This window comes from Phormidium sp. FACHB-1136 (genome assembly GCF_014697375.1).
Classification (GTDB): domain Bacteria; phylum Cyanobacteriota; class Cyanobacteriia; order Phormidesmidales; family Phormidesmidaceae; genus Nodosilinea.
In genome coordinates, this window is record NZ_JACJRS010000072.1 from 1 (window position 1) to 21573 (window position 21573).

Annotated in this window: 26 protein-coding genes; 11 read left to right on the forward strand and 15 right to left on the reverse strand. The window is 58.3% G+C overall.

Features of this window, described 5'->3' with window-relative positions:
- Positions 1 to 915: 915 nt before the first annotated feature.
- From H6G62_RS18610 to H6G62_RS18675, 15 genes are all read right to left on the reverse strand, one after another.
- Positions 916 to 2118 (reverse strand): M23 family metallopeptidase, encoded by a 1203-nt coding sequence (locus tag H6G62_RS18610; protein WP_190497888.1) that lies wholly within the window; start codon positions 2116 to 2118, stop codon positions 916 to 918.
- Positions 2102 to 2524 carry a hypothetical protein gene (locus H6G62_RS18615; RefSeq protein WP_190497890.1) on the reverse strand — a complete coding sequence of 141 codons (423 nt, stop codon included), beginning with the start codon at positions 2522 to 2524 and terminating at the stop codon, positions 2102 to 2104. Before H6G62_RS18615 ends, H6G62_RS18610 begins: the two co-directional genes overlap by 17 nt.
- Before the next feature lie 2 nt (positions 2525 to 2526).
- Positions 2527 to 3078: a hypothetical protein gene (locus H6G62_RS18620; RefSeq protein ID WP_190497892.1), complete on the reverse strand. Its 552-nt coding sequence runs from the start codon at positions 3076 to 3078 to the stop codon at positions 2527 to 2529.
- Positions 3071 to 4381 (reverse strand): hypothetical protein, encoded by a 1311-nt coding sequence (locus H6G62_RS18625; protein ID WP_190497894.1) that lies wholly within the window; start codon positions 4379 to 4381, stop codon positions 3071 to 3073. Before H6G62_RS18625 ends, H6G62_RS18620 begins: the two co-directional genes overlap by 8 nt.
- Positions 4378 to 4620 (reverse strand): hypothetical protein, encoded by a 243-nt coding sequence (locus tag H6G62_RS18630; protein WP_190497896.1) that lies wholly within the window; start codon positions 4618 to 4620, stop codon positions 4378 to 4380. Before H6G62_RS18630 ends, H6G62_RS18625 begins: the two co-directional genes overlap by 4 nt.
- The gene (locus H6G62_RS18635; RefSeq protein WP_190497898.1) at positions 4604 to 5263 is read right to left on the reverse strand and encodes a hypothetical protein; all 660 of its coding nucleotides are present in this window, start codon (positions 5261 to 5263) and stop codon (positions 4604 to 4606) included. The genes H6G62_RS18630 and H6G62_RS18635 overlap by 17 nt, the downstream gene beginning before the upstream one ends.
- A gap of 49 nt (positions 5264 to 5312) precedes the next feature.
- Positions 5313 to 5441, reverse strand: a complete 129-nt coding sequence (locus H6G62_RS28390) for a hypothetical protein (RefSeq protein WP_277883042.1) — start codon at positions 5439 to 5441, stop codon at positions 5313 to 5315.
- Complete coding sequence (locus tag H6G62_RS18640) at positions 5438 to 5665, reverse strand: hypothetical protein (RefSeq protein WP_190497900.1); 228 nt, start codon at positions 5663 to 5665, stop codon at positions 5438 to 5440. Before H6G62_RS18640 ends, H6G62_RS28390 begins: the two co-directional genes overlap by 4 nt.
- Positions 5662 to 5853, reverse strand: a complete 192-nt coding sequence (locus tag H6G62_RS18645) for a hypothetical protein (RefSeq protein WP_190497902.1) — start codon at positions 5851 to 5853, stop codon at positions 5662 to 5664. Before H6G62_RS18645 ends, H6G62_RS18640 begins: the two co-directional genes overlap by 4 nt.
- A gap of 10 nt (positions 5854 to 5863) precedes the next feature.
- The gene (locus H6G62_RS18650; RefSeq protein ID WP_190497904.1) at positions 5864 to 6052 is read right to left on the reverse strand and encodes a hypothetical protein; all 189 of its coding nucleotides are present in this window, start codon (positions 6050 to 6052) and stop codon (positions 5864 to 5866) included.
- An 8-nt stretch (positions 6053 to 6060) separates the two neighbouring features.
- Positions 6061 to 6240, reverse strand: coding sequence for a hypothetical protein (locus H6G62_RS18655; protein WP_190497905.1), 180 nt, complete (start codon positions 6238 to 6240; stop codon positions 6061 to 6063).
- A gap of 2 nt (positions 6241 to 6242) precedes the next feature.
- The gene (locus H6G62_RS18660) at positions 6243 to 6434 is read right to left on the reverse strand and encodes a hypothetical protein (protein WP_190497907.1); all 192 of its coding nucleotides are present in this window, start codon (positions 6432 to 6434) and stop codon (positions 6243 to 6245) included.
- Positions 6435 to 6437: 3 nt separating this feature from the next.
- Positions 6438 to 6596 (reverse strand): hypothetical protein, encoded by a 159-nt coding sequence (locus tag H6G62_RS18665; protein ID WP_190497909.1) that lies wholly within the window; start codon positions 6594 to 6596, stop codon positions 6438 to 6440.
- A 12-nt stretch (positions 6597 to 6608) separates the two neighbouring features.
- Positions 6609 to 6794, reverse strand: a complete 186-nt coding sequence (locus tag H6G62_RS18670) for a hypothetical protein (RefSeq protein ID WP_190497911.1) — start codon at positions 6792 to 6794, stop codon at positions 6609 to 6611.
- Positions 6795 to 6859: 65 nt separating this feature from the next.
- The gene (locus tag H6G62_RS18675; RefSeq protein WP_190497913.1) at positions 6860 to 7417 is read right to left on the reverse strand and encodes a hypothetical protein; all 558 of its coding nucleotides are present in this window, start codon (positions 7415 to 7417) and stop codon (positions 6860 to 6862) included.
- Positions 7418 to 7650: 233 nt separating this feature from the next.
- Between H6G62_RS18675 and H6G62_RS18680 the strand changes: the two genes are divergently transcribed.
- The 11 genes from H6G62_RS18680 (at position 7651) to H6G62_RS18730 (ending at position 21523) form a co-directional block, all read left to right on the forward strand.
- The gene (locus tag H6G62_RS18680) at positions 7651 to 7830 is read left to right on the forward strand and encodes a ribbon-helix-helix domain-containing protein (RefSeq protein ID WP_190497914.1); all 180 of its coding nucleotides are present in this window, start codon (positions 7651 to 7653) and stop codon (positions 7828 to 7830) included.
- Entirely contained in the window at positions 7827 to 8261 is a 435-nt protein-coding gene (locus tag H6G62_RS18685) for a hypothetical protein (protein WP_190497917.1), read from the forward strand. Before H6G62_RS18680 ends, H6G62_RS18685 begins: the two co-directional genes overlap by 4 nt.
- Positions 8262 to 8517: 256 nt before the next feature.
- Positions 8518 to 8706: a hypothetical protein gene (locus H6G62_RS18690; RefSeq protein ID WP_190497919.1), complete on the forward strand. Its 189-nt coding sequence runs from the start codon at positions 8518 to 8520 to the stop codon at positions 8704 to 8706.
- A gap of 123 nt (positions 8707 to 8829) precedes the next feature.
- On the forward strand, positions 8830 to 9078 hold the full coding sequence (locus H6G62_RS18695) for a hypothetical protein (RefSeq protein WP_190497921.1): 249 nt from the start codon (positions 8830 to 8832) through the stop codon (positions 9076 to 9078).
- Positions 9075 to 12464: a plasmid replication protein, CyRepA1 family gene (locus H6G62_RS18700; protein WP_190497923.1), complete on the forward strand. Its 3390-nt coding sequence runs from the start codon at positions 9075 to 9077 to the stop codon at positions 12462 to 12464. The genes H6G62_RS18695 and H6G62_RS18700 overlap by 4 nt, the downstream gene beginning before the upstream one ends.
- A 267-nt stretch (positions 12465 to 12731) precedes the next feature.
- A complete protein-coding gene (locus H6G62_RS18705; RefSeq protein WP_190497925.1) occupies positions 12732 to 13106 on the forward strand; it encodes a hypothetical protein in 375 nt (124 codons plus the stop codon).
- Between the two features lie 707 nt (positions 13107 to 13813).
- Entirely contained in the window at positions 13814 to 14134 is a 321-nt protein-coding gene (locus H6G62_RS18710) for a 2Fe-2S iron-sulfur cluster-binding protein (protein WP_190497927.1), read from the forward strand.
- Between the two features lie 723 nt (positions 14135 to 14857).
- A complete protein-coding gene (locus H6G62_RS18715) occupies positions 14858 to 15040 on the forward strand; it encodes a hypothetical protein (RefSeq protein ID WP_190497929.1) in 183 nt (60 codons plus the stop codon).
- Between the two features lie 645 nt (positions 15041 to 15685).
- Positions 15686 to 17032, forward strand: a complete 1347-nt coding sequence (locus H6G62_RS18720) for a hypothetical protein (RefSeq protein WP_190497931.1) — start codon at positions 15686 to 15688, stop codon at positions 17030 to 17032.
- The gene (locus H6G62_RS18725) at positions 17029 to 18216 is read left to right on the forward strand and encodes a DUF1822 family protein (RefSeq protein ID WP_199325109.1); all 1188 of its coding nucleotides are present in this window, start codon (positions 17029 to 17031) and stop codon (positions 18214 to 18216) included. Before H6G62_RS18720 ends, H6G62_RS18725 begins: the two co-directional genes overlap by 4 nt.
- A 73-nt stretch (positions 18217 to 18289) precedes the next feature.
- Positions 18290 to 21523: a CHAT domain-containing tetratricopeptide repeat protein gene (locus H6G62_RS18730; protein ID WP_190497934.1), complete on the forward strand. Its 3234-nt coding sequence runs from the start codon at positions 18290 to 18292 to the stop codon at positions 21521 to 21523.
- Positions 21524 to 21573 lie beyond the last annotated feature (50 nt).

The window sequence follows — 21573 nt, forward strand, 5'->3', positions numbered from 1 at the left end:
AAGGCATTCCGTTCAAGGATGGATACCGGATGGATGACAACCCCGATGTGACCCAGATGCAGGACGCCGCCTAGATCCTAGCCATACACCAGATTTGACAATATCTCGGGCATGGCGAACTGAATGGGACTCATTGGGCCATGGTCTGAGCGGGTGGTGGCGAACTCAAGCGTCACAGTCAGGGCAGCAACCGCATCGGCCACAGGCCCCTCCATCCCACCGCCACGCTGATGACTGAGTGTGTTCCATGAAGCTGTCTACACCAACATTGTGGGACTCTACACGATGCAACATGCTCAAGATCAGGTACGCAAACCGTTCACGGGCGACCTCATTAACCCCGGAGAGGCGGGCTATGTGCAAGCGGCCTTGGCGATGAGGATATTGTGGACGGCTGTGGGTGATGTCCCCTGCGCAGACCAACTCTTGGGCAGACGGGAGAGAGCGCGCAATGATGCCAAATGATTTCGATTCACGACTTAATCACGGCTTAAGAACGACTGATTCACGACTTCTCTAGGCTGAACCTAAAGACAATCTGAACTCATCACATTCCTCACGACTTGATAACGACTTGATAACGACTGATTCACGACTGAAATAAGTTGAACCAGAGGATCGCCTGGAGTTTATCCACCATTCACGACTTAATCACAACTTAATCACGACTGGAATGTATTGAGCCTGAAGAATACCTGATATTTTCTGTCATTCACGACTTGATAACGACTTGATTCAGTGGCGTGGATACCCTGCTGCTGGAATGGGGCTGGGCTGCACCCCTCCACGTTGTTTCGGGGTTCCGCGCTTCACACACTACGCCCAGCTTTGGGCCAGAGGTTTTCTGAAACCTAGCTATATCAAGGGATTCGGACATGGGAGATAATGGTCGGTCGTGGCCGTCTCCCCTTCCCATCATCGGCCTAGCGGCTCTAGCAGGGCATTAACCCGTCGTTGCTGGTCGTGGGGGACGTTCATCGGAGGCCCGCCCTTTGCCCTGCGGCTGGCTTCGAGGGCAGCGGTACGGGCTTGGATAATCTGCTGGGGGTTGGGGTCTGCGGTGGGCAGGTGGTCAACTAGGCGCTTTCCTGCATCAGGAGATTGGGTGTAGCCATCCAAAGCGGCGACCATGGCGGCTTGGGATAGGGGCTTTCCGAACTTGGCCACGGCCTGGGCGTTGATGTCCTGCTCAGCTTTCCTGAGGGTGCCTAGCCAAGACTGATCGGCGGCTTCGGGCGAGGCTGCACAGTGTTGGTAAGAGAAACTGCCCTGGTTCTGGCAACGGCCTTGCCACCCCGGATCACGATGGCCAAAGAACGCTTGGGTGGGGTTGCCGTTGGCGTCGCGGGTTCCCTCGGCCCGACCAATGGCGCGTTTCAGCAGGTCATCGGGGATGGGTTCGCCGGGGGCGTTGGGGGCTTGCTGCTGTTGGGTAGCGTTCTGTCCCTTGGCATCCTTAGCCCAGGTCTGAGGGTTGACCCATGCCCCATTGCGCTTGATTTTCCAGTCCAGGTGAGGCCCGGTTGAAACGGAGTCGGTAGGGCTTACCTTGGCAACGACTTGCCCAGCGGTGACGGTATCGCCCACCGCAACCGCGATGGAATCAACGTGGACGAGCTGGTGTTCGATGGCCCCCGCCCAGTCTTGGCCTTGGATGTGGACTTGGTAGGATGCCCCGTTTGCGCTGGTGCCAATCTTGCGGATCTCAGATACCGTACCTGAGATGGGAGAGGCGACAGCAGCCCCCGCCGAACCTCCTACGCGGGAATCAAAATCAACCCCACCGTGGGGGCCGTAGCGGCGTTGGTTGCCTGTCTCAGGGCCAAAGCTTTGCCCGTGGGTGGGTGGGTAGGTAACGAGGTCGTCTAGGGTTTTCCCGACGATGGGAGAGGCGTAGGTTTGGCCTTGGGTGGCAACGGTGGCAGCATCGGCCCTGCGAATCGTAAACCGTTGGTTGGCCTCGGTATCCACCATCACCCAGGTTGAGGCACCGACCAGGGCGATACAGCCCAGGCGTAGGGCAAGGTCACTGGCTTGGATGGCGCTACCGATGACCCACCGCCATGTTGGGGGGAGTTCTGTCCAATGGGGTTTATGTTGGCTAACGGTTGAGTTCACTGTGGGTTATCTCCCCTTCATTCACGGTTACGTCTAGGGCGAGGCCATTGGATAGAACCCAGCGGTAAACCCCGTTACCAAGGTCGCAGGCAGGGGCACCGAGGGCGGTTAGGGTTAACACTTCGGATTCGCCCACCAAGGCCCGTCGGATGTTGGCAGCGGTGGCATCGATGGCAACGGGGTCGGGGGCAATGACTTCGCAGTTCAGCAAGCGTTGGTCGTTGGGGTCTACTCGGTTGGCTTCAATCCATCGGGCGACCTGGTGGGCCTCAATGGCACTACGGGCTTTGTTGATGGGATTGATGAACTTTCCCCGCCCTGGCTCTAGCAGGTCTAGAAAAGCCACCCCCGCCACGGCACAGGCAAGGATGGCTAAACGGCGGGTTCGGACTCGCCACAGCAGCATGGTTATTCCCCTACCTTTACCGCTCTGGTGTAGGGGCGTACTTCGATGGGTTCACCGATCCGTTCTTCCCCGGTGAGCACCTTATGAGCGCTTCCGGCGATGGACTGAGTAGGGACAACCAACATGGCCCCAAAGTTTGTCCCAGCCACAACTGGGTTCCAAATGTCGCCTGACGCTTTGACCGCTGACCCTTGCAGCACGTTCAGCCCAGCCGCCAGGACAAACAGCCCACCCCAGACCGAGATAAAGGCACCGCCCATCGTTTGCAGGGGATAGTTCCGCAGGCAGGACAGGCCCGACCGCAGGACGGGGAAGATTGACCACGGGTCGGTAGCGGGGCTGATGACGAAGACGGGTTTCCGCTTGCCTGCGGAGGCATCGAACCAGCCCCCGTCCTGGATGTTGGATTGCATGGAGTTCCTGGGGGCGAGTTGTAGTGAGCCACCCCGAACGGGGCTGGGTTGAATGTCGATCACTTGGGCGTCGATCACCTCTGGCCCCTTGCCTGGGGTGCGGGCCATGGCGCTGCTGTTGGCGGGGGTGCGGCTAGTCATGGGTAGAGTTCTCCTGAATGATGGCGTGGATGCGGTCGTAGAGTTCGCCCCCGGCGGCGTAGCGCTTGCCTGTGTAGCCGAGAACATCCTTGATAATCTGGCTGCGGCTCATGCCAGTTTCCAAAGCACGAGTTACCGCGATGATGAGGGCCAAATCGGGGGCATTTTGGGCCGATTGAAACTCGGTAACTTTCGTTTCAGGTAAGGCCACAGCCCCCGCCCCATCTTGGTTCCCGCGAGTTACCGGGAAAGTTTCACCCAGGGAACTTAGTTGTCCATTTTTCCCCTGAGTTTCCGGCACCTCATAGGCCACCATGGGCAGCCATTCAGGCAGGGCGCTGTGGTAGAAGACGGCACCTTTGGGGCTGAATGACCGCTCGTAGATGCTGGGGTCATCAATGGGCGGGATGGTTTTATCCGAGGCCCGTAGGCTTTCCAGGTGCCCCTGACTGGTTGGGGTCTGCAAGGTCAGCAGGTCAAAGGTTGCCCTCATGCCCCCGCTCACTCCGATGTCACCGACTAGGCTGCTCTGAGTCATGGCCCATAGGGCACGGTCGTCGGTCTCACCTGAGGACAGTTCCATCACTAACTGAGGCTTGAGAAAGGACTCATACCAGGTTTTGAACGTGACTTTGAGCATGGCCAGCTCGTCAATAATGAGCACCTTGGGTCGCTGGGGAATTTGCCGCCAAGCGAAGATGAACTGCTGCATTTCCTCCTGCATGGCCTCGATGTCTTCCTTGGTTTCGAGGCTATCGGCCATAAACCCCAGGACGTTATCAGCGGCTTCCCAATACCAATGTTCCTTGGGGTGATACTTCGGCTGGATGACCCACACCGCTGCCCCGTTGGCCTGCGCTTGTCGGTAGGCATGGGCCACGGTTAGCCCCTTCCCCACCCGTGGGTTCGCTGCGATGAGGGTAGGCCGTAACCGTTGGGCCAGGATAGCAGCGGGGTTGCCTACTCGGTAACTGTCGGGCTGGGTTCCTTGGGGCATCGGGACAGACCCATCCCAGGCAGGCGCTACGGGGGCCATAGGAGCGGCTGGGGTAGCAGCGAGGGCAACCGTAGGGGATTCTCCCTTCAGTGCCCAGGCAAGGCCAGAACCCACCGATACAGCCCCTAGGAGCATGGCCAAGGGTAGGTAAGGGTTCGTCACCCGGTATTCAACCTGGCCCCCGTTGGCGAAGGTTTCGAGGTCAGCGGGGGTGAGGTTGGAGGCAGGGCGCTGCACCCCACAGAGCAGCCCTAGGGCAGCGCTACCGATGGCGGTATAGAGCATGGTGTTCTGGTCTAGTTTCATCGGGTGAACCTCCAGAGAAACTGCTGGGCAACCTTCACAACAGCCAAGCCCATCAACAGACACCCCCAGGCAATTAGGGCAACCCCTAGGACGGGGGCTAGCGCGTTTAACAAGCGAATCAGAAGTAACAATAGGAACCCGGTTAGGGGCACTACCCCAGCCCCTAGGGCCAAGGTGGCGGGGTTTTGCTGGTTCAGCAGGGCAAACACCAGGCGGGCGCAGTTACTCTCTAACTTCATGGGCTTGCACCTCCTGGGAGAGGGAGTGTTGGCGGTCGTGATACTGGGCAATGTTTTCGATGGCAACCACCGCCAGGTTGATCGGCGGGTCACTGGGTAGGGCATCCATGGCCCTCGCCACCTCAACGGCCTCAACCCGGAATAGGGCAGCATTGGCCCGTTGCCAGTCCCGCTCAACCTTGGCAATGTCTAGGGCAGCTTGGGCGTCCCGTTGAAAGCGGTTTAAGGGGCAGATCAACTGCTGGCCATAGCAGGGGTCGGTTTCCAGGCGAACGGCGCGTTCGGCCTCGGTGCGGTAGCGGTAGGCTTCGTTCTCTAGGACAGAACGGGCAACGTCATCCAGCACCAGGCGCGAATCTTGGTAGTTACCGCTTAGCCTGTCCTGGGCGGCGGCGATGACGTTTTCATAGTTGGGGACGGGGTTTTCGCTTTGATAAACCCCTTCGTTGCCTACGCGGCCAGACTGGGCTAGGGCAAACGCAACCCCGGTTAGGGCAGCCAGGGACAGGCCACCTACCGCCCAGTAACGGCGGTTCTGCCACCAAGGCAACGGCACCCGGTAGATGTTTTGGATCGGCCCTTCGGGAGCTGGGGTAAAGGCTTCCTTGCGGTAGTCGAGGGGAACAGGTGGGGGGGTGTTCATGGGGTGAATCCTGGTTAGAGGTTCGAGAGAGCATTCAATCGGTCGTCAATCACTGGCCAGTAGGCGGGGTGGGGGGGGGCCGTAGGGACTCCCAGTAGGTCTCGTATTCGGCTAGGCGGCTGGGGTCGCCGTGGTAGAGGTCGGTGTCTATCGCGTTTCGGAGTTCGGCAGCGGTCATCTAGCCCCTACCCACGTCGCAGGGTTGTACAGGTCGTTGTCGAGGTAGTCGGTGTTGAGCACGAAACTCGCCAGAAAACCTGGGCACTGGCGCATATCGGCGTTGGCCCAGTTCTGGGCGTCCTGGCAGAACTCAACAACAGCGGGGTTGCTTTCCTGCAAACAGAACTCGGCGGTGGGGTCGTCGGGAGCGAAAGAGATGCAGTCGGTACAGGCGCAACTCATGGCTGGTATTCCTCAAAACCTGGGCAGTTACGCATATCGGCATCGTGGGGGTTTTGGTACGGGTCGGTGAAGGCTTCAACCGCTGGGTTGCCTGCCAACTCGCAACCCCCACAAACGCACCAATGGGCGCAGTCTAGGCAGGATGCGGGCAGGTCGCTGGTGTCAATCTCAAGCTCAAAATCGGTCATGGCGGGGTTCCTAATAAACTTCGCTACAGGTGACGGTACGATAGCCCTCGCTTAGGGTGTAGGTCTGGCCTGGGAGGATGGGGTACAGCACCCACTCATAGCCCAACAGGCACCAGGGGGAAAACCAGTAGGGACGGGTCAGGGTGAAGGCTTCGAGCGGTTGCCCCTCAAGCTGGGTGTAAACGTCAACAAACTGCATGGGCGCTCCTAAGCAGGGTGAATTTCGTAGGCCGGAATCTCGCATCCGGCCAACCCGGCAACTTGGTAGAGCCAGTCCTCGATAGCGGTATCCCAGTAGGCGCGGGTAATGGTGCTGCGGTAGGTGGTGCCCTCGATGTCCAGCACCACAGGCTGGCCAATCGCAAACTCGGCGGGATAGGTGGGCATAGCTAACCCTCCAAGGCATCGATACGCTGGGCATAGTCGTGGGCTAGCTCGGTGTCGATCTCGAAGGCATCCAGCCCCCTTTGCAACAGTTCGCGCAGCCGTGGGATGTCGTCTTCGCTCAGTTCCGCTTGAGCCTCAGCAACGGCGAGGGCCAGGTCGAAGACATCCCCTAGGGTTGGGTCAGGGCTAAGCATGGGCTAGTCCTCCAACGTGGCGATGAACTGCTCGAAATCGGCCCGACACTCGGCCTCGGTGGGGAAACCGTCTTCGCTGCAATAGTCCCCGGCATCCCAATGCCACAGGTCGTAAATCTGGTAGCTCTCGTACTCGGCGCGTAGTTCGTCTTGGATGGTCATGGTTTGAGCCTCCTAAATCGGGTGGATGCGGTAGGCGGCAAATTCAAGGTCGTAACCTTCGAGGCAGTAGTACCAATCGGCGGCCTCGGCATCCCAGCGCTGCTCGGTGACGGGGGCTTCGTAAGGCCCGTAGCCTAGATGGACTCTGACAACCTGCCCGATGGCAAACTCGGCGGGATAGGTGGGGGTGTGAATCATCGGAAATCCTCAAAACAACAGAATGGCCAGGGCTGTCCCAGCTACTGCTAGGGCGATGTAAACCCCTAGGGCTGGGCGCTTTCGGCGGGTTGTTGGGGCTTTCCCAGCACAGACATATCCCGCTGAACCTGGGCATCAATGGCGGCGTTATGCAGCGCCAACTGCTCAGAACGCAGCTTGTAAACCAGGCTGGCTTCCTTCACCTGCTCAACTTTGGCCTTCACCGCTGCGGCCTGTTGGGCCTTCCGTTGGGTGATGGCCTGTTGCTGGTGATAATCGGCCTCGACAGCCTCCAGGAAACCGTCACAGCTACTCAGGAAGCGATCCACGTCTTCCGGCTCAAAGCTGGTCAGGGCAACATCACCCCGGTAATCGGCCAGGTTGATGGCGGCGGGGGCTTGGGGCAAAGCAAGCTGCCCCCGGTGGTTCCCCACCTCGATCACCGTGGGGACGATGGCGGTGGGTTCGGTGGGATTGTCCAGGAAATAGGCGTCTGCCCATGCCACCGCTTCGGGACTCATGCCCTGGCTGGTGTCGAAGCCCTCAGCCTTCAAAGCCTTGTAAACGGTGGCCTTGGGGAGGTTGCGGCCTTTGCAGTAGGAACTGAGAGAAATCTGAGTCATGGCTAGAAACGGGTTAGAAACGTTGAAAAAACTGGGCAGGGAACAAAATCAGGCGTTCACTGCAGCCGCCCTCTAGTTTTTGCAATGGTTACAGGGCGTTCACTGCTGTAAACAGGTATATCACAGTTATACACATTTATGAATACAAAATGAATAAAGTTGAGTATAGTAGTGCATAAAAGTGCCGCACCGATTAAAACACAGCCGTTTCAACTCAAGGGAGTAGGATTGATATGACGATTGCCGCCCATATGATGCGAATCACAATATCTATCAGTGATGAGTCGGTTGACCTGCTAGACAGGCTGGCTGAAAAGAACACGCGAAATAGAAGCCAACAAATTGAACACCTGATCAAGGAAGAACTAGCCAAGCCTGAGAATGCCGACATTCGGAGCGAGGGCAGCAAATGACCAGTAGCAATGATCGCCTTGACCGGATAGAGGCTCTGCTAGCCACCGTGGCCGAGTCCAATGCCGCCAGCATCCAGCGCCTAGACCGTGTGGAATCTGTGCTAGCGGCCACCGCTGATCGGCTAGCCCGTGCAGAGCAGGTAGCAGAAAGTAATGCCCGTGCCATTGAGGCATGGTCGGGGCGTATTGATGACGCGGGCAATCGGTTAGAGTCTGCGATTGCGGATACAGTCGGGATGATTGCCGACCTAGGCCGACAGCAGCAAGAAACCGATCAACGCTTTGAGGTGTTCTTAGCTGAAGCTAGGGCCGACCGTCAGCGCCTTGACCAGACGATGGCCGCTAATGCCACCGAGCACCGAGCCTTCACCCAAAATATTCAAGTGCTGCTAGCCGAGATTGCCCGCCTGTGGCAACGGGTGGCTGGATGAACCCAACCCCCATTCACTCAGGCCCGCCCCGTGGCAGAGGCAGGGGATAAGAAACCACTATCCCTGGTGTAGGCCACCGAGAGAAATCCTTATTTCTCGTTGCGTCTGACACTAGAATGCAAACACGCCCAGAACTTTGGGGTAAAATAAAGGGACGCAGATAGGAGAAGGGCGCGGCATAAAACCGCAAGCCCAGCGCATAGAGGTAAGCCGTGGAGTCGTCCCGTGAACAAACTAATTCTTTACGAACAATCCCATGCCCAGCTCCAGAACTGGAACGGTCGCCTTTCGACTGCCCAACGCTGATCTAAAACTGATTGACCAAGCGATTGAGGCCAACCCTAGCCTGAGTCACACTAAGCTTTGCCGGATTGCCCTCACCCGTTTCTTGCGGAGTGAGGAATTTTTGCGTCTGCAAGACAATCAGGCATTAAAAAGGGCTTAGCGGATACCACCCCGCCAAGCCCTCTTTCAACGTAAATCCCGAATTTGTCCCCTGAGTTTCGTCGGCTCACCTATGGACAAATTGCGGGCCAATGACACCCTTACCAGGGGTGCTTACACTTCAATGGTATACCCAGCATCGCAAACTGAAAACACCGAAAAATTCTACCCCCATTATACCCCTGAAACTACATCGCCTTACCGGGGATTGGCCCTCTCCAGCCTCAGCGAGGCGTTAACGCGGCTGGACAACGTAGCGACCTGGCCCCCACCGACTAGGCGGGCGGCGATAGGGCTGTGGTGTAGCGAGAGCGGGTGCCACCCCAGCGAAGTTTGGGCGATTGCGGCGCAGCGGCTGGAGGTGGCGGCATGAGTTACCTAGAGCCACGGCACCATACAGAATGGCAGGCGTCCTGCGTTGCCCCTGAAATCATCGCGGCTAACGTTCGCAGCATTGAGGGCCAGGAGGTCATTGAACGGCTGGCTGGGGATAAGCTGGCGGGCTTTGGTGGGCACTCTGCCCAGTACGCCACAGGAGCCGTTCGCAACGTCCTACAGCGCTACGAGAACTCATCCCAAGGTGGTTGGTGGGTATCAGGATTAGACCCCCTCAACAACTGGGTACCGATGGAGTGGGGCCAATTCAAAGCCGATACTCCAGACCACGACCACACAGGCAAAATTAAGAAGTACACCTCTCCTGAGGGCCAAAAACCTAGGGCGCTTTTTCTGGCCGTGTCCTGGCGGGTTGGGCTGAAAATTGCGAAGAGGCATGGATATGGCAAGGAATATCAGCAAAGGATTCGGAACGCCTTCGCAGAAACCTTCCAGACGTCAAAGGAAAGCTCGACAGATGGCGATAGAAGCCTGGGAGCGGGATGGGGTGCCCCCGGCGATAATATCCCGGCTGGTCAGCCTATCGCGCTATCAGCTTATCGATCCCGTGATGACGGACAGCAGATTGAAGGGGATTCTTTTTACCCCCGACCAAAAGGATTTGGAAGCCATCGAAGCGGAACTCGGTCGGAAGGTTGCCGTCGCATTGTTCGTCTATTAGCCGCCGTCAAAGCGAAGGATGACGGCTTTTGGGCATGGTGGCTGTCCATCCCATCAGCTCCGGTAGTCATCACCGAGGGGGGTAAGAAAGGCGGTTGTGGCCTATCCCAGGGCTACGCCACGGTGGCTCTAGTCGGCGTCAACGCAGGCTACCGGGTGAAGGATGCCCTAGGCAACTCCATCCAGCCGGAGCTGGTTGCCGATATCAAGGCTATAGCGACCCCAGGACGCCCTATCTATCTGGCCTTTGACCAAGACATCAAGGCAACGGCACGGCGGCGGGTCGTTGGGGCATTACTGCGGTTTGGTGGCCTGTTGCAGGCGGCGGGCTGCATCGTTCGGATTGTTGAATGGTCAGCCGACCAGGGCAAGGGCTTAGACGATCTGGTTGCCAATGCTGGCCCCAATGCCCTACACCACGCCATCGACCAGGCGCTAACCCTAGAGGAATGGCGGCTAAAGCTGGCCCTCGACAATCCCCTAGGCAGCATGGCCCCCGCCATGCAGGTCAACACCAGCACCCTGGACACCATCGACACTGAGGCGATTCCTGAAACGGGCATCGTGGCCTTTAAGAGCGCCAAGGGGACAGGTAAGACGGGGTTAATGGCTGACCTGGTTGATAGTGGTCTGGAATTAGCCCTAGGGCACCGAATCGCCCTAATGCGTAACCTATGCCAGCGTCTTGGGATTAACTACCGAGGCGACCTTAGCCGACTCAACGGCGAATTTATTGACGACGAGGGCTATACCCTACGGGTCGGGGGCTGCGTAGACGGCACGTTGATGGCCATCGACCCTGATAAATTCAGGGGCTGCAATCTGATTCTGGATGAGTTTGTGCAGGTCATGCGGCACCTGCTCACCAGTTCAACCTGCAACAAAGACGGGGCGCGTCCTATGCTGCTGGCTCGGTTCACCCAACTGGTGCAATCAGCCCGCCGGATCATCGTTGCAGATGCCGACCTAGCTAAACCCTACCTTGACTACCTCGGAGCGCTCCGAGGCGACAATGCCCCGATCTGGCTACTGGTGAATGATGCCAAGCCAACCCCTTGGCCCATCACCTTCATCGAATCCCCCGATGCCAGCGCTATCACAGCCCGCCTGATCGCTGATGTAGCAGCGGGTCAGCGGGTGCTAGTCGTCACCGACTCTAAGGCAGGCAGCAAGCGCCTAGACTGGCTAATCAGCGAGGTTGAAACGGCGGGCATGGGGCGGCAGCTCCTACTCAACTCCGACACCAGCGGGGGCGAGACTGAGCGGCTGGTTATTACCGACCCAAACAACACCATCACCGCTTACCAGGTGGTTATCGCAACCCCATCTATGGCCACCGGGGTATCGATTGAGGTTGAACATTTCGACAAGGTTTATGGCCTGTTCTGGGGGGCCAGCAGCACCGATGCCGACATGAGCCAAGCCCTCGCACGGGTACGCAAGCCTATCCCCCGTGTGGTGTGGTGTGCCAAGTATGGTCGGAGCTTTTCCAAGGTGGGGCGGGATACCAATCCCCTCCGCCTGAAAAAGCTGCTCCAAGACAAAGCCAACGCCAACGCCCAGATGACCGCCGCCAGCCTAGGAGCCCTTATCGGGAATATCACCGACTACGACTGGCTCAATCCCCACGTTGACCTATGGGCTAGGATTGAGGCCGACCGTAACCGCTCCATGCTATCCCTGCGATCTGCCCTCAAGGTGCGACTCATCCATGAGGGGCATAACGTCACCATCGAACGCCTGGATGCAGACCAGGACGCTAAGCAACAACTGGCAGCGGTGCGACTCCAGATCAAGGAATCTGAAGCCAGGGCCACGGCAGGAGCGGCTAACCTAACCGCTACCCAGGCCAAGGCATTAGAACAGGCTGAACACCTCGAAGCCGATGAAAGGCTGGCCCTCGCGAAGTGGCACCTTGCCGACTTCTATGCCATCCAACCTGACCAGGTAACGCCTGACTTGGTGTTGCTCGACAATGACGGGCGCTACCGTGGGCAACTGCTAGAGCTTGAAGCCTTCATCCACCCTGAGACCGCCAGCGCGGCGGTGGTGCGCTCCGTTGAACGACAGGCCCAGCATCATCTGGGTATCTGCCCGTGGGATATTTCCACCTCAGAACTACGGCGACAGGTCAGGATGCGCCTAGGACTCGGCCAATGGCTGAATAACCCAGACGAATGGGGCACCGACGATGATGCCCTTGCCCAGTTTGGGGCCAATGCCCTTGCCCTCGCCCCACAGGTCAAGGCCGCGCTAAACGTGGCGCTACGGCCTGATATGAGTCCCCAGCAGATGCTAGGGCAACTGCTAGACCAGATGGGGCTGGCTACCGAGTCCCGTCAGGTAAGGCAGGGCAAACAGCGAACCCGGATCTATCAGATCGACCAAGACGGTAAAGCCATGGCCCTCGCCATCCTGGCCCGTCGTGCTGAACGGCGGCAACCCATGGAGGATAAGCCATCGGAACCTGTCACACCCCCCCCTGTTAATGTGCAATCACCAGGGGGGTGTGACACACCAGAACCCCCCTGTAGCGTTGATCTGTGGGTCGGTCGGTCGGTGCTGTGGGGGGCGTCCCTTGGTGTTTGGGTCGTGCTATCCACCGAGGGCAGCATGGCCACGATTCAGCTACAGAATCCTGTTGTGCAGACGGTGCGAACGGTGCCCTTAGCCGATCTAAACCCCATGGATGTAGCCGCATGAGCGACCGCTACCTAGTCCTTCTCTCAGTCACCTCCCCAGCCCTCGGCGACTTCACCCACGCCGATCTGCGAACGGTGCCAAAACAAGGCGACAGCCGCGATAGGGGCTGCGCTGGAGGCCGAACGCCAACAGGATCAGGATCGGGCCGTGCTTGTGGTCATCCTGCCTGAACTGGTAGCCCTCAAAGCTGCTCAGCCCGATTTTTACGACGTGCTGGCCAGCATCGCAAACGAACAACGAACGAACTGAGTCAGGAGTAGAGTCCCCATGCCCCGATGGACACCCGCAGCCCGTGAGCGGCAACGACAGCTAATCAATCAGGTTCGCCCATGGGAACAGAGCACTGGCCCCACCTCCGAGGCAGGTAAGCGTCAATCGGCTAGGAATGGCCCCAATCACTCACCCCGCCCACCCGGCACCCAGCCACGGGAACTGAGGCAGTATCGTGCGAGGCTGTGGCGATTGTGGAAATTGAGGTTGTCCCTGGTGTCGCTCGCTGGAATTTTCGACCCTGAGACTACCCGCTCACTGGCTGATCAAATTGTTTCCACCGAGGCATCGTTGGGCATCCCCAGGACTGAAACCGAGGCCCGCCTAACCCGCAGTTTGCTGCGTCTGGCCCAGCGGCGGGTGAGTCGGTAGCCCGTTCAGAATTTCGGAATTGTAGTGTCGCATTTTGTCACATCGCTGATACCTTGCGTTGCAGCCCCAAGGACACCACGCCCATGCCCCAATCCCCTGGCCTGTGAGGGATTGGGGCTTTTGTTTGGTACAAAACAGGGACACCGATAGGTACTATTGATGCACCATCGAACTATACAATCGTGGGAATTGTGGCGGGCGGTCTAAATGCTGGGCAGACTGGCCAGTCATGCCATAGCCGGGGGCGTATGGTGTCGTGATGTGCTGTTGCTTTCGGCACATTGCACCAAAGTACCCAAAGCCCCAACCCCAGCCCATCGGCGGCAAAGGCTGGGGTTTTTGTTGGGGCATCACTCCACCTTGCGATACCACCAATGCTTCTGCTTCTCCCAGATCCGTGATTCCAGTCTTTTCCTTAAGCCGCCTGGCTGAACTGGCCCTGTCCTGCTGCCTCGTAAGTCGGTAAGCAATTTAGTTTGAATCACCGCCTGCTGAAAGTTCAACAGCACCTCAAACGAAAGATTATGGTCGATGGCCTGCTGTCGTAGGAGCAGGCTATTCTGGAGCATGACGACCAGGGTAGTGCGCTAGACCTGTGGATGGCTGTCCCAGAATTGTTGCCGTCGCTGAATCTGGCTTGGTGACACACACAGGTCTAGAACACTACCCATCCAACCTTACTGTCTTATTTGAGAAGAGGACAAATCATGGCAACCTACTACCAGGTTACATTACACACCCGTGACTACAGTCAGACTACCGACTTCGACTGTAGTGACGACACTTACATTTTAGAGGCCGCCGAAGAGGCTGGTTGGGATCTTCCCTATTCCTGTCGGTCTGGGGCTTGCTCCTCCTGTGTTGGCAGACTCATCTCTGGTAGTGTTGATCAATCCGATCAATCCTTCCTGGATGATGAGCAAATCGAAGCGGGCTACATTCTTACCTGTGTTGCCTATCCCCAAGAGAACTGCGTCATCGAGACCCATAAAGAAGAAGAGTTCTCTACTCGATACCCGCTGCCCTAAGCCCTTTGGATGCGAATCATCAACGGCTAAAGAGAACTCATTTGAATGGAAACTATCCAAGGGGAGCCGTGTGAGGGGAAACTCTCACGCATGGTTCTGAAAGCGGGCGGGTCTTTGCGAAAGGGCTCGCCTAGCTAACACTTTAGGGCCGACTAGGATACTCGACTCGCGGCGAGGGATAGAAACATTCTGATATTGCAGGACGGAGGCTAGTTAGGACAGAATAGGGGTGTTGTTTTCGCCCCTCCCCCCTGCTCCTAGCCCGCAGCCTGTGAAGGTTTGGGGCTTTCGCTAGGCAAAATTCAGGGACACCGATAGGCACCAGATCGACACCATCGAACTATTCAAACTTGCCCAGCCGTATCGGGTCTAAATGGCCGCAATGGCTATGGGTCGGGGGTTTAGGGTTTAGAAAGTTTAGAAGGTTAGTGATACACCAGGGCACCTTGGACAAAATTGGACAACCTCACCCCTCGAACCGCAGATCTTCAAAGCTGGCCAGATTCTTGTGCCTCGATCCGTGTGGGCAGTGTCTCAGCCCAATCTGGGCTAGTCTGCCATCCTCAGCCCAGGCTAGGAGGGTGCTACGGCTATCCGGCCCGCCCCTGGCTTTGCTAATCTGTACGGCCTGACCCGTGGTGAGCCACCTTGCCCCATCGGCTCTAGGGTGCTGGCCCTCCCCAGACCGTGCTGCCTCGCTGCCCCCGATGGCGGTGGCGGTGTGTGGCGTGGGTTGCCGCTGGGCTAAGCGGCGCTCAACTCCCCCAGGCGCTCTTCTACGGCCTCCAGGCGGGCGACAATATCAGCCGCTACCATACCGCTATTCCGTGCTACGGTAGCGCTACCATCTGCTACGCCATCGAGGTAAGCCAGCAAAGCAAGCTCAACAAATCGGGCAAGTTGTAGCCGCTGACCTTCAGCAGCCGCGATGGCCCGATCACGAATCTCTGAATCCAACCGCAAGTTAGTTTGTACTGTTTTCCCCATTGGTATTACCTGGTATCAACTGCTAGGTATAGTAGCGATAGATAGCAATAGGTAGCAACTAATAGCGCTAATTAGTCCATTCTTAGTCCACCTGGATTAACGCGATTCCATAGCACTTTCCCTATATACGTCCTAGCGTTTTGAATAGCTGCGTTGCGCGCAGCTATTCTCGTTAACGACTAGTCTACTGAGCGATTGGTCTGACCCCTAAGAATGGCCGAGGAGGGCGCTCACTGTCGTTTTATCGCTCTCCCCATCGTTTAGCTTGCGCTCAATGGATCAGCGATACGCTTAGGGGATCTAATACAAATAGACTAAATTGCCCCAAATCGCAGCTTCGCTACCTTTTGACCTACTGGGTACCGTTTATTCTGCTTGGTAATGGTCTTTAGGTGGCCACCCTAGCATGTCCCCCTGCGATGCATAACCCTAGCGGCAAGGTCTCTTCGCCCTTCTAGCCTTGCGAGTGAATAAGTTCCCGACGGTTAGCCATAGTGAACCTTTGGGCAAGAGTCAACGCTTACCTCTTGGCCCGATATCCTTTACTTGCTCCTCTCCCCGCCCATGGATATTGATTCCCGCTATTGGCAACTGGTACGCCTGACTAACTCAGGCCAGTGCCAGGGGCAGGTACTCCCCCGGGTAGAACCCTGGTTTCGGGCTACCGTTGCCGCTACCCCCGATGCCGATTGGGCGCGGATGATCTTTCTCATCTGGGCAGCGAAAGGCCCAGAGGCAAATCTGGCGCAGCTGAGCCTGCGGTGCTTCATCAGCCATCACATTCAGCAGGTGTGCCTGGGGTTGGCCCAGCGATTTGGGCGAGACTATGGCTTTACCGCCACCGACTTGTTCTACCTAGTGCTAGACGACGATGGGCGCATGGCTGATACCCCGCCGCCCTTTAGCCTGGAGATCTTGACCACCTATGACCCGGCCAAAGCCGCCCTCAGCACGTGGGCCAGTCGGCGCACCAGCCATCATCCGGCCCTGAACCAGGTGCTTTTGGAAAGAGGACTCTACCGCGCCAGCGACTGGGCCATTTTGAACGACACCCAGACCGGACAACTTCAGCGCATCCTGCGCCAGTACCACCTATGCAGCGAGTATGAGGTAGCCCAGGCCACCACCCTGCTAGAGCGCTATCAGCAGGTTTACCGACGGGCGCGGATGGCCCAGCGCCTAAGTGGACAACGGGGCCGCTGCCAAACCCCCACCGCCGAGCAACTGCGGGCCATCAATCCCGACCTGTCGCCCAAAGACGTGCTGGCCCAACTGCGCCACCTGGCTGGGCAACTGCGTCAATATCGCGTTCATGTACGGGGTGGGCCAGCTCCGGTCTACTACAGCGACAACCTCGACTGGGAAACGGTGGCCACCAATCACGCTAGCCAGCCCCCTGACCCAGGCGACGACGACCAGGACGAATTTTTGCAAGCCTACCGCCAAGCCATGGTGAAGGAGTTAGCGGGCGCAATCGCTGCCGTCATCCAGGCCAATGTGGATCGGCTGCGAGGCCGCAAGCCTCCACAAGATTGGGCCTATATCCAAGGGCTGCACCTATTCCACTGCCAGGGGCTACCCATGGGCAAGTTCGCCGCCGACATTGGTCTTACCTCCCAGGTGCAGGTGAACCGCTTGCTCAACCTCAAGCGCCTGCGGTCGGAGGTGCGCCATCGGCTGCTACCCCAGCTCTACGAAACCGTGCAGCGTCAGGCCATGGCCTACGTCTCTGCCGACCGCTTGCAGGCCATCGACCAAACCCTAGAAGCCCTGCTGACTGAAGAGGTGGATACCCTGATCGCCGCCGCCGCCGCCGAAGCCCAACAACCCAAGGGCCGCACCGCCAACAGCCTGTTTGCCCAACAACTTTGCACCACCATTCATTCCTTTATGCCGGGTACCGAGTCATGATGTTGCCCTCTTTCTCTGCCCACCCCTTCACCGCCCTTCATCCTATGAGCCACGCCACCGAGTCCACAGAATTTGAGTTTGAGCCTAGCCGATCCACCACCGTCACGCTTTCCACCGCCGCCATCGACTGGGCCGTGCGGGTCTGTCAGCAAGATCCCGATCAGAGTCGGCAGTGGCCAACCTTTTTGCGGGCCATGGCCGTTCAGGGTCTACAGGCATGGCTAGAATCTGGGGCTGATAATCTCTCGCTGCACGGTGGGGCCGAACCCCTGCCGACCCCAGATTCCCTCTATAGGGTGAACGATTTCCGGCTGGCCATCGTGGCCCAGGGCAGCCTCAGTGATGACGTGGTGACGATCCCCAAAAGCAGCCTGGATGATGCCGCCAACTTTGCCCACCTCTACATTTTGGCGGAAGTTCATGACGAGGCAGATCATGTCACGATTCTGGCAGGGTTACGTCACGACCATCTCCTGGCCCACCGGCACAGAGGGGATCTCATTTCCCAAGCTGACGGCACTTATATCGTGCCCGTGGCCTACTTCGAGAGTTCTCCCGAAGATATTCTGCTGTACCTTAACTGTCTGAATCCTGACCAACTCACCTCAGATCGTTTCGTTACCGCCCAGGCTCAGGCGAAGCTGGCTCCCTCTGCCCTATTCCAGCCGATGGATCGTCTGATCAATGCAGGCCGCTGGTTGTGCGACCAAATGGATACCGTGGCCCATGGGCTGTCCTGGATCCTGCTACCGCCCTTAGCTCCAGCCCATGCCCTGATGTCTGTTAGCACCCCTGCTGAACAGCTAGAGGCCGTCTTGCGGCAGCTTGACCCCCAGGGCGTCACCATTCCCAGCACCGCCCGAGGAGCCTACACCGACCTCCAGCATCTGGGTCTACCCTTCCGACTCTACGCCCTCACCTGGACGCTGTTTGAATCCTCGCCGCCGGAATGGTCGCTGATCTTTTTCCTGGGGCCAGTGCCTGGGGAGCAGTTGCCACCCGACCTCCGACTGGTGGTGCGCGATGCGGCGGGAATTTTGGTGAGCCAAACCCCAGGCCCGGATCTGTCCTACCTCTATGCCCAAGTGATCGGCACTTGGGACGAGCAGTTTACCGTCACCATCGAGATGCCCAATGGATCTACCTTAGACTGGCCTCCCTTTGCCTTTCATCCGGAGGGCTAGGGGAATCGGGTTTGCGTTGTGAGTGAAAAAGAGTGAAGGAGAGTGAAAGAGAGTGAAGGAGATGATGATTGTGATGAAAGCCCAGCCGCAGCCTATCCGCCCATGGGTTGGGCTCTGCCCAAGTGGCAAGCCGCCCCGCCTGGTGAGTCTAGCCCTGCTAGTGGCGCTACTGATGTGCCAAAGCCCCAATGCCTGGTCGCGGCCCTCGCCCCAGAGGGAGGCGATGAGGGTGGCCCAGTCAGTTCCAGAGTTTGAGCCGTTGACCATCACGGGCGTGCTGGATGAGAACAGCGAGGTCTTGCCAGCCGATGGCACATACGTCAATGATCATCTATTTGAAGGCATTGCAGGACAGGTAGTCATTATTGACTTAATCAGTGATGAGTTTGATGCTTATCTACTACTTTTTGACCCAGGCAATGTTCTAGTCGATGAAGATGATGATGGGGGCGATGGAACGAATGCGCGTATGGCACTGGAGTTGCCCATTACAGGAACGTATGTCATCGGAGTCAATTCATGGGCTGTGGGTGAAACGGGCCGCTACCAGTTAACGGTACGAGCCGGAACAGCGGCTGATGTGGAATGGACAGAACAACTCGCCAACGCTACCCATCTTATGAACCAGGGTCTTGAACTGTCTCATGCAGGGCGCTACGAGGATGCCGAACCGCTGTATCAAGAGGCCCTCTCCATCCGTCGCGAACAGCTTGGCGACCGCCATCCCGATGTAGCCCACAGCCTCAACGGCCTGGCTGTGCTGTATATCGAGCAAGGCCGGTATGTGGAGTCGGAACTGCTCTTGCAAGAGGCCCTCTCCATCCAGCGTGAGCGGTTCGGCGACCGCCATCCTGATGTAGCTACCAGCCTCACAAACCTAGCTGTGCTGTATGACCTGCAAGGCTGGTATTGGGAGTCGGAACCGCTGTATCAAGAGGCCCTCTCCATCAGTCGCGAACAGCTCGGCGACCGCCATCCCGGTGTAGCCCACAGCCTCAACAACCTGGCTGGGCTGTATATCGAGCAAGGCCGATATTGGGAGTCGGAACCGCTGTATCAAGAGGCCCTCTCCATCCAGCGTGAGCGGTTCGGCGACCGCCATCCCCATGTAGCTACCAGTCTCGCCAACCTGGCTGAGCTATACCGACGGCAAGACCGATATGAGGAGTCGGAACCGCTGTATCAAGAGGCCCTCTCCATCCGTCGCGAACAGCTCGGCGACCGCCATCCCGATGTAGCCCACAGCCTCATCAACCTGGCTGGGCTGTATATCGAGCAAGACCGATATGGGGAGTCGGAACCGTTGTATCAAGAAGCCCTCTCCATCCAGCGTGAGCGGCTCGGCGACCGCCATCCCAATGTAGCTACTGGCCTCAACAACCTGGCTGTGCTGTATGACGTGCAAGGCTGGTATTGGGAGTCGGAACCGCTGTATCAAGAAGCCCTCTCCATCCAGCGTGAGCGGCTCGGCGACCGCCATCCCAATGTAGCTACTGGCCTCAACAACCTGGCTGGGCTCTATGCCGCTCAAGGACAGCTTGAGCCTGCGCTGTCCTACATTCAGCAGGGGTTGGCTATTGAGGAAGCCAACCTCAGCCTCAACCTCGCTATCGGCTCTGAGGATCGTAAGCAGAACTATATGGCAACCCTCACCGGTACCACAGATACGGCGATTTCTCTCCATCTGCAAGCTGCCGCCCCCCCTCCTGCTGCTGCCCGCATTGCCCTCACCACCGTTCTCCGCCGCAAGGGTCGTGTCCTCGATGCCGTCACCAACACCCAACAACTTCTGCGCCAAAATCTGAGTCCTGACCTGGCTCCCCTGCTGGATGACTACACCAGCGCCCAAACCCAACTCGCCGCCCAACTCTATGCAGGCCCAGGCGACCAAGACCTAGCGATCTACCGCACCCGCCTCGACGACCTTCGCCAGGAGGTGAACCGCCTAGAGAACGAGCTATCCCGCCGCAGTGACGCCTTTCGGGTCGAAACCGAACCCGTGGAAATCGAGGCTGTGCAGGCCCTCATACCCGCCGATGCCGCCTTGGTAGAGCTGGTGCAGTATCGCCCCTTCAACCCCGCCGCCAGCCAAGCCGAACGCTGGGGCCAACCGCGCTACGCCGCCTATGTTCTGCACAGTTCCGGTGATCCCCAATGGGTCGATCTTGGCGATGCCGAAACCATCGACACCGCCGCCCGCGCCTTCCTTGCCGCCACCCGCCGCCCCAACGACCTCACCCAGGCCCGCACCACCGCCCGCACCCTGGATGATCTCGTCATGACCCCCATCCGCCCCCTGCTAGGCAACGCCACCCACCTGCTGCTCTCCCCCGACAGCCAGCTCAACCTCATCCCCTTTGCCGCCCTGGTGGATGAGCAAAACCGCTACCTGGTCGAAACCTACACCCTCACCCACCTCACCACCGGACGCGACCTACTGCGCCTGCAAACGGTTGTCCCCAGTCAACAGCCCCCCGTTCTCTTCGCCAACCCCAACTACGACACCTCATCTCCCTCCCCTCTCCCGATGGGAGAGGGGCCGGGGATGAGGGCCAATCCAGGCTCAAGCGAAAGGGCCACCCAACGCTCCGGCGACATCACCCACCTGCGCTTTGGCCCCCTACCCGGTACCCAGCAAGAAGTCGAGGCCATCGCCCCCCTGCTGCCCAACAACGCCATTATCCTCACCGAAGCTACCGCCACCGAAAACGCCCTCAAGCAGGTACAGGCCCCCAGCATTTTGCACATCGCCACCCACGGATTTTTCTTGGAAGATGTGGAGTTTATGCCGACTCCAGACGCCACTCGGGGAGACAGAGCCACCATCCTGATAGAATCCATCGCCCCCGTTGCTAATCCCACCCGCCCCGTCAGCAACGAAAATCCCCTACTGCGCTCTGGATTGGCCCTAGCGGGGTTCAACGCTCGCACCAGTGCCGGAGAAGATGGCGTGCTCACCGCCCTAGAGGCCACCGGGCTAAACCTGCGCGGTACCCGCCTGGTGGTGCTGAGTGCCTGCGAAACCGGGGTGGGCCAGGTCGCTAATGGCGAAGGGGTCTATGGCTTGCGCCGCGCCTGGGTCATGGCCGGGGCCGAGAGCCAACTCATGAGCCTGTGGAAAGTGGACGACCTGGGCACCGCCGAACTGATGCAGCGCTACTACCAGCGATTACAAAACGACGAGGGTCGCAGCGATGCTCTACGCCAGGTACAGCTTGAATTCATAGCCAATCCCACCTATCAACACCCCTACTACTGGGCCTCGTTTATGTTCTCCGGCCAATGGAGCCCGATGACCAATCCTTAATTCTGTACGGGCACACTGCGGTACGCCCCAACCTGAACTAACCATCTGTC

Coding starts and splice junctions, on each gene's coding strand:
- H6G62_RS18615 (WP_190497890.1), bottom strand. CDS start 2,524: ATGCTGCTGTGGCGAGTCCGAACCCGCCGTTTAGCCATCCTTGCCTGT.
- H6G62_RS18620 (WP_190497892.1), bottom strand. CDS start 3,078: ATGACTAGCCGCACCCCCGCCAACAGCAGCGCCATGGCCCGCACCCCA.
- H6G62_RS18625 (WP_190497894.1), bottom strand. CDS start 4,381: ATGAAACTAGACCAGAACACCATGCTCTATACCGCCATCGGTAGCGCT.
- H6G62_RS18630 (WP_190497896.1), bottom strand. CDS start 4,620: ATGAAGTTAGAGAGTAACTGCGCCCGCCTGGTGTTTGCCCTGCTGAAC.
- H6G62_RS18635 (WP_190497898.1), bottom strand. CDS start 5,263: ATGAACACCCCCCCACCTGTTCCCCTCGACTACCGCAAGGAAGCCTTT.
- H6G62_RS28390 (WP_277883042.1), bottom strand. CDS start 5,441: ATGACCGCTGCCGAACTCCGAAACGCGATAGACACCGACCTCTACCAC.
- H6G62_RS18640 (WP_190497900.1), bottom strand. CDS start 5,665: ATGAGTTGCGCCTGTACCGACTGCATCTCTTTCGCTCCCGACGACCCC.
- H6G62_RS18645 (WP_190497902.1), bottom strand. CDS start 5,853: ATGACCGATTTTGAGCTTGAGATTGACACCAGCGACCTGCCCGCATCC.
- H6G62_RS18650 (WP_190497904.1), bottom strand. CDS start 6,052: ATGCAGTTTGTTGACGTTTACACCCAGCTTGAGGGGCAACCGCTCGAA.
- H6G62_RS18655 (WP_190497905.1), bottom strand. CDS start 6,240: ATGCCCACCTATCCCGCCGAGTTTGCGATTGGCCAGCCTGTGGTGCTG.
- H6G62_RS18660 (WP_190497907.1), bottom strand. CDS start 6,434: ATGCTTAGCCCTGACCCAACCCTAGGGGATGTCTTCGACCTGGCCCTC.
- H6G62_RS18665 (WP_190497909.1), bottom strand. CDS start 6,596: ATGACCATCCAAGACGAACTACGCGCCGAGTACGAGAGCTACCAGATT.
- H6G62_RS18670 (WP_190497911.1), bottom strand. CDS start 6,794: ATGATTCACACCCCCACCTATCCCGCCGAGTTTGCCATCGGGCAGGTT.
- H6G62_RS18675 (WP_190497913.1), bottom strand. CDS start 7,417: ATGACTCAGATTTCTCTCAGTTCCTACTGCAAAGGCCGCAACCTCCCC.
- H6G62_RS18680 (WP_190497914.1), top strand. CDS start 7,651: ATGACGATTGCCGCCCATATGATGCGAATCACAATATCTATCAGTGAT.
- H6G62_RS18685 (WP_190497917.1), top strand. CDS start 7,827: ATGACCAGTAGCAATGATCGCCTTGACCGGATAGAGGCTCTGCTAGCC.
- H6G62_RS18690 (WP_190497919.1), top strand. CDS start 8,518: ATGCCCAGCTCCAGAACTGGAACGGTCGCCTTTCGACTGCCCAACGCT.
- H6G62_RS18695 (WP_190497921.1), top strand. CDS start 8,830: ATGGTATACCCAGCATCGCAAACTGAAAACACCGAAAAATTCTACCCC.
- H6G62_RS18700 (WP_190497923.1), top strand. CDS start 9,075: ATGAGTTACCTAGAGCCACGGCACCATACAGAATGGCAGGCGTCCTGC.
- H6G62_RS18705 (WP_190497925.1), top strand. CDS start 12,732: ATGCCCCGATGGACACCCGCAGCCCGTGAGCGGCAACGACAGCTAATC.
- H6G62_RS18710 (WP_190497927.1), top strand. CDS start 13,814: ATGGCAACCTACTACCAGGTTACATTACACACCCGTGACTACAGTCAG.
- H6G62_RS18720 (WP_190497931.1), top strand. CDS start 15,686: ATGGATATTGATTCCCGCTATTGGCAACTGGTACGCCTGACTAACTCA.
- H6G62_RS18725 (WP_199325109.1), top strand. CDS start 17,029: ATGATGTTGCCCTCTTTCTCTGCCCACCCCTTCACCGCCCTTCATCCT.
- H6G62_RS18730 (WP_190497934.1), top strand. CDS start 18,290: ATGAAAGCCCAGCCGCAGCCTATCCGCCCATGGGTTGGGCTCTGCCCA.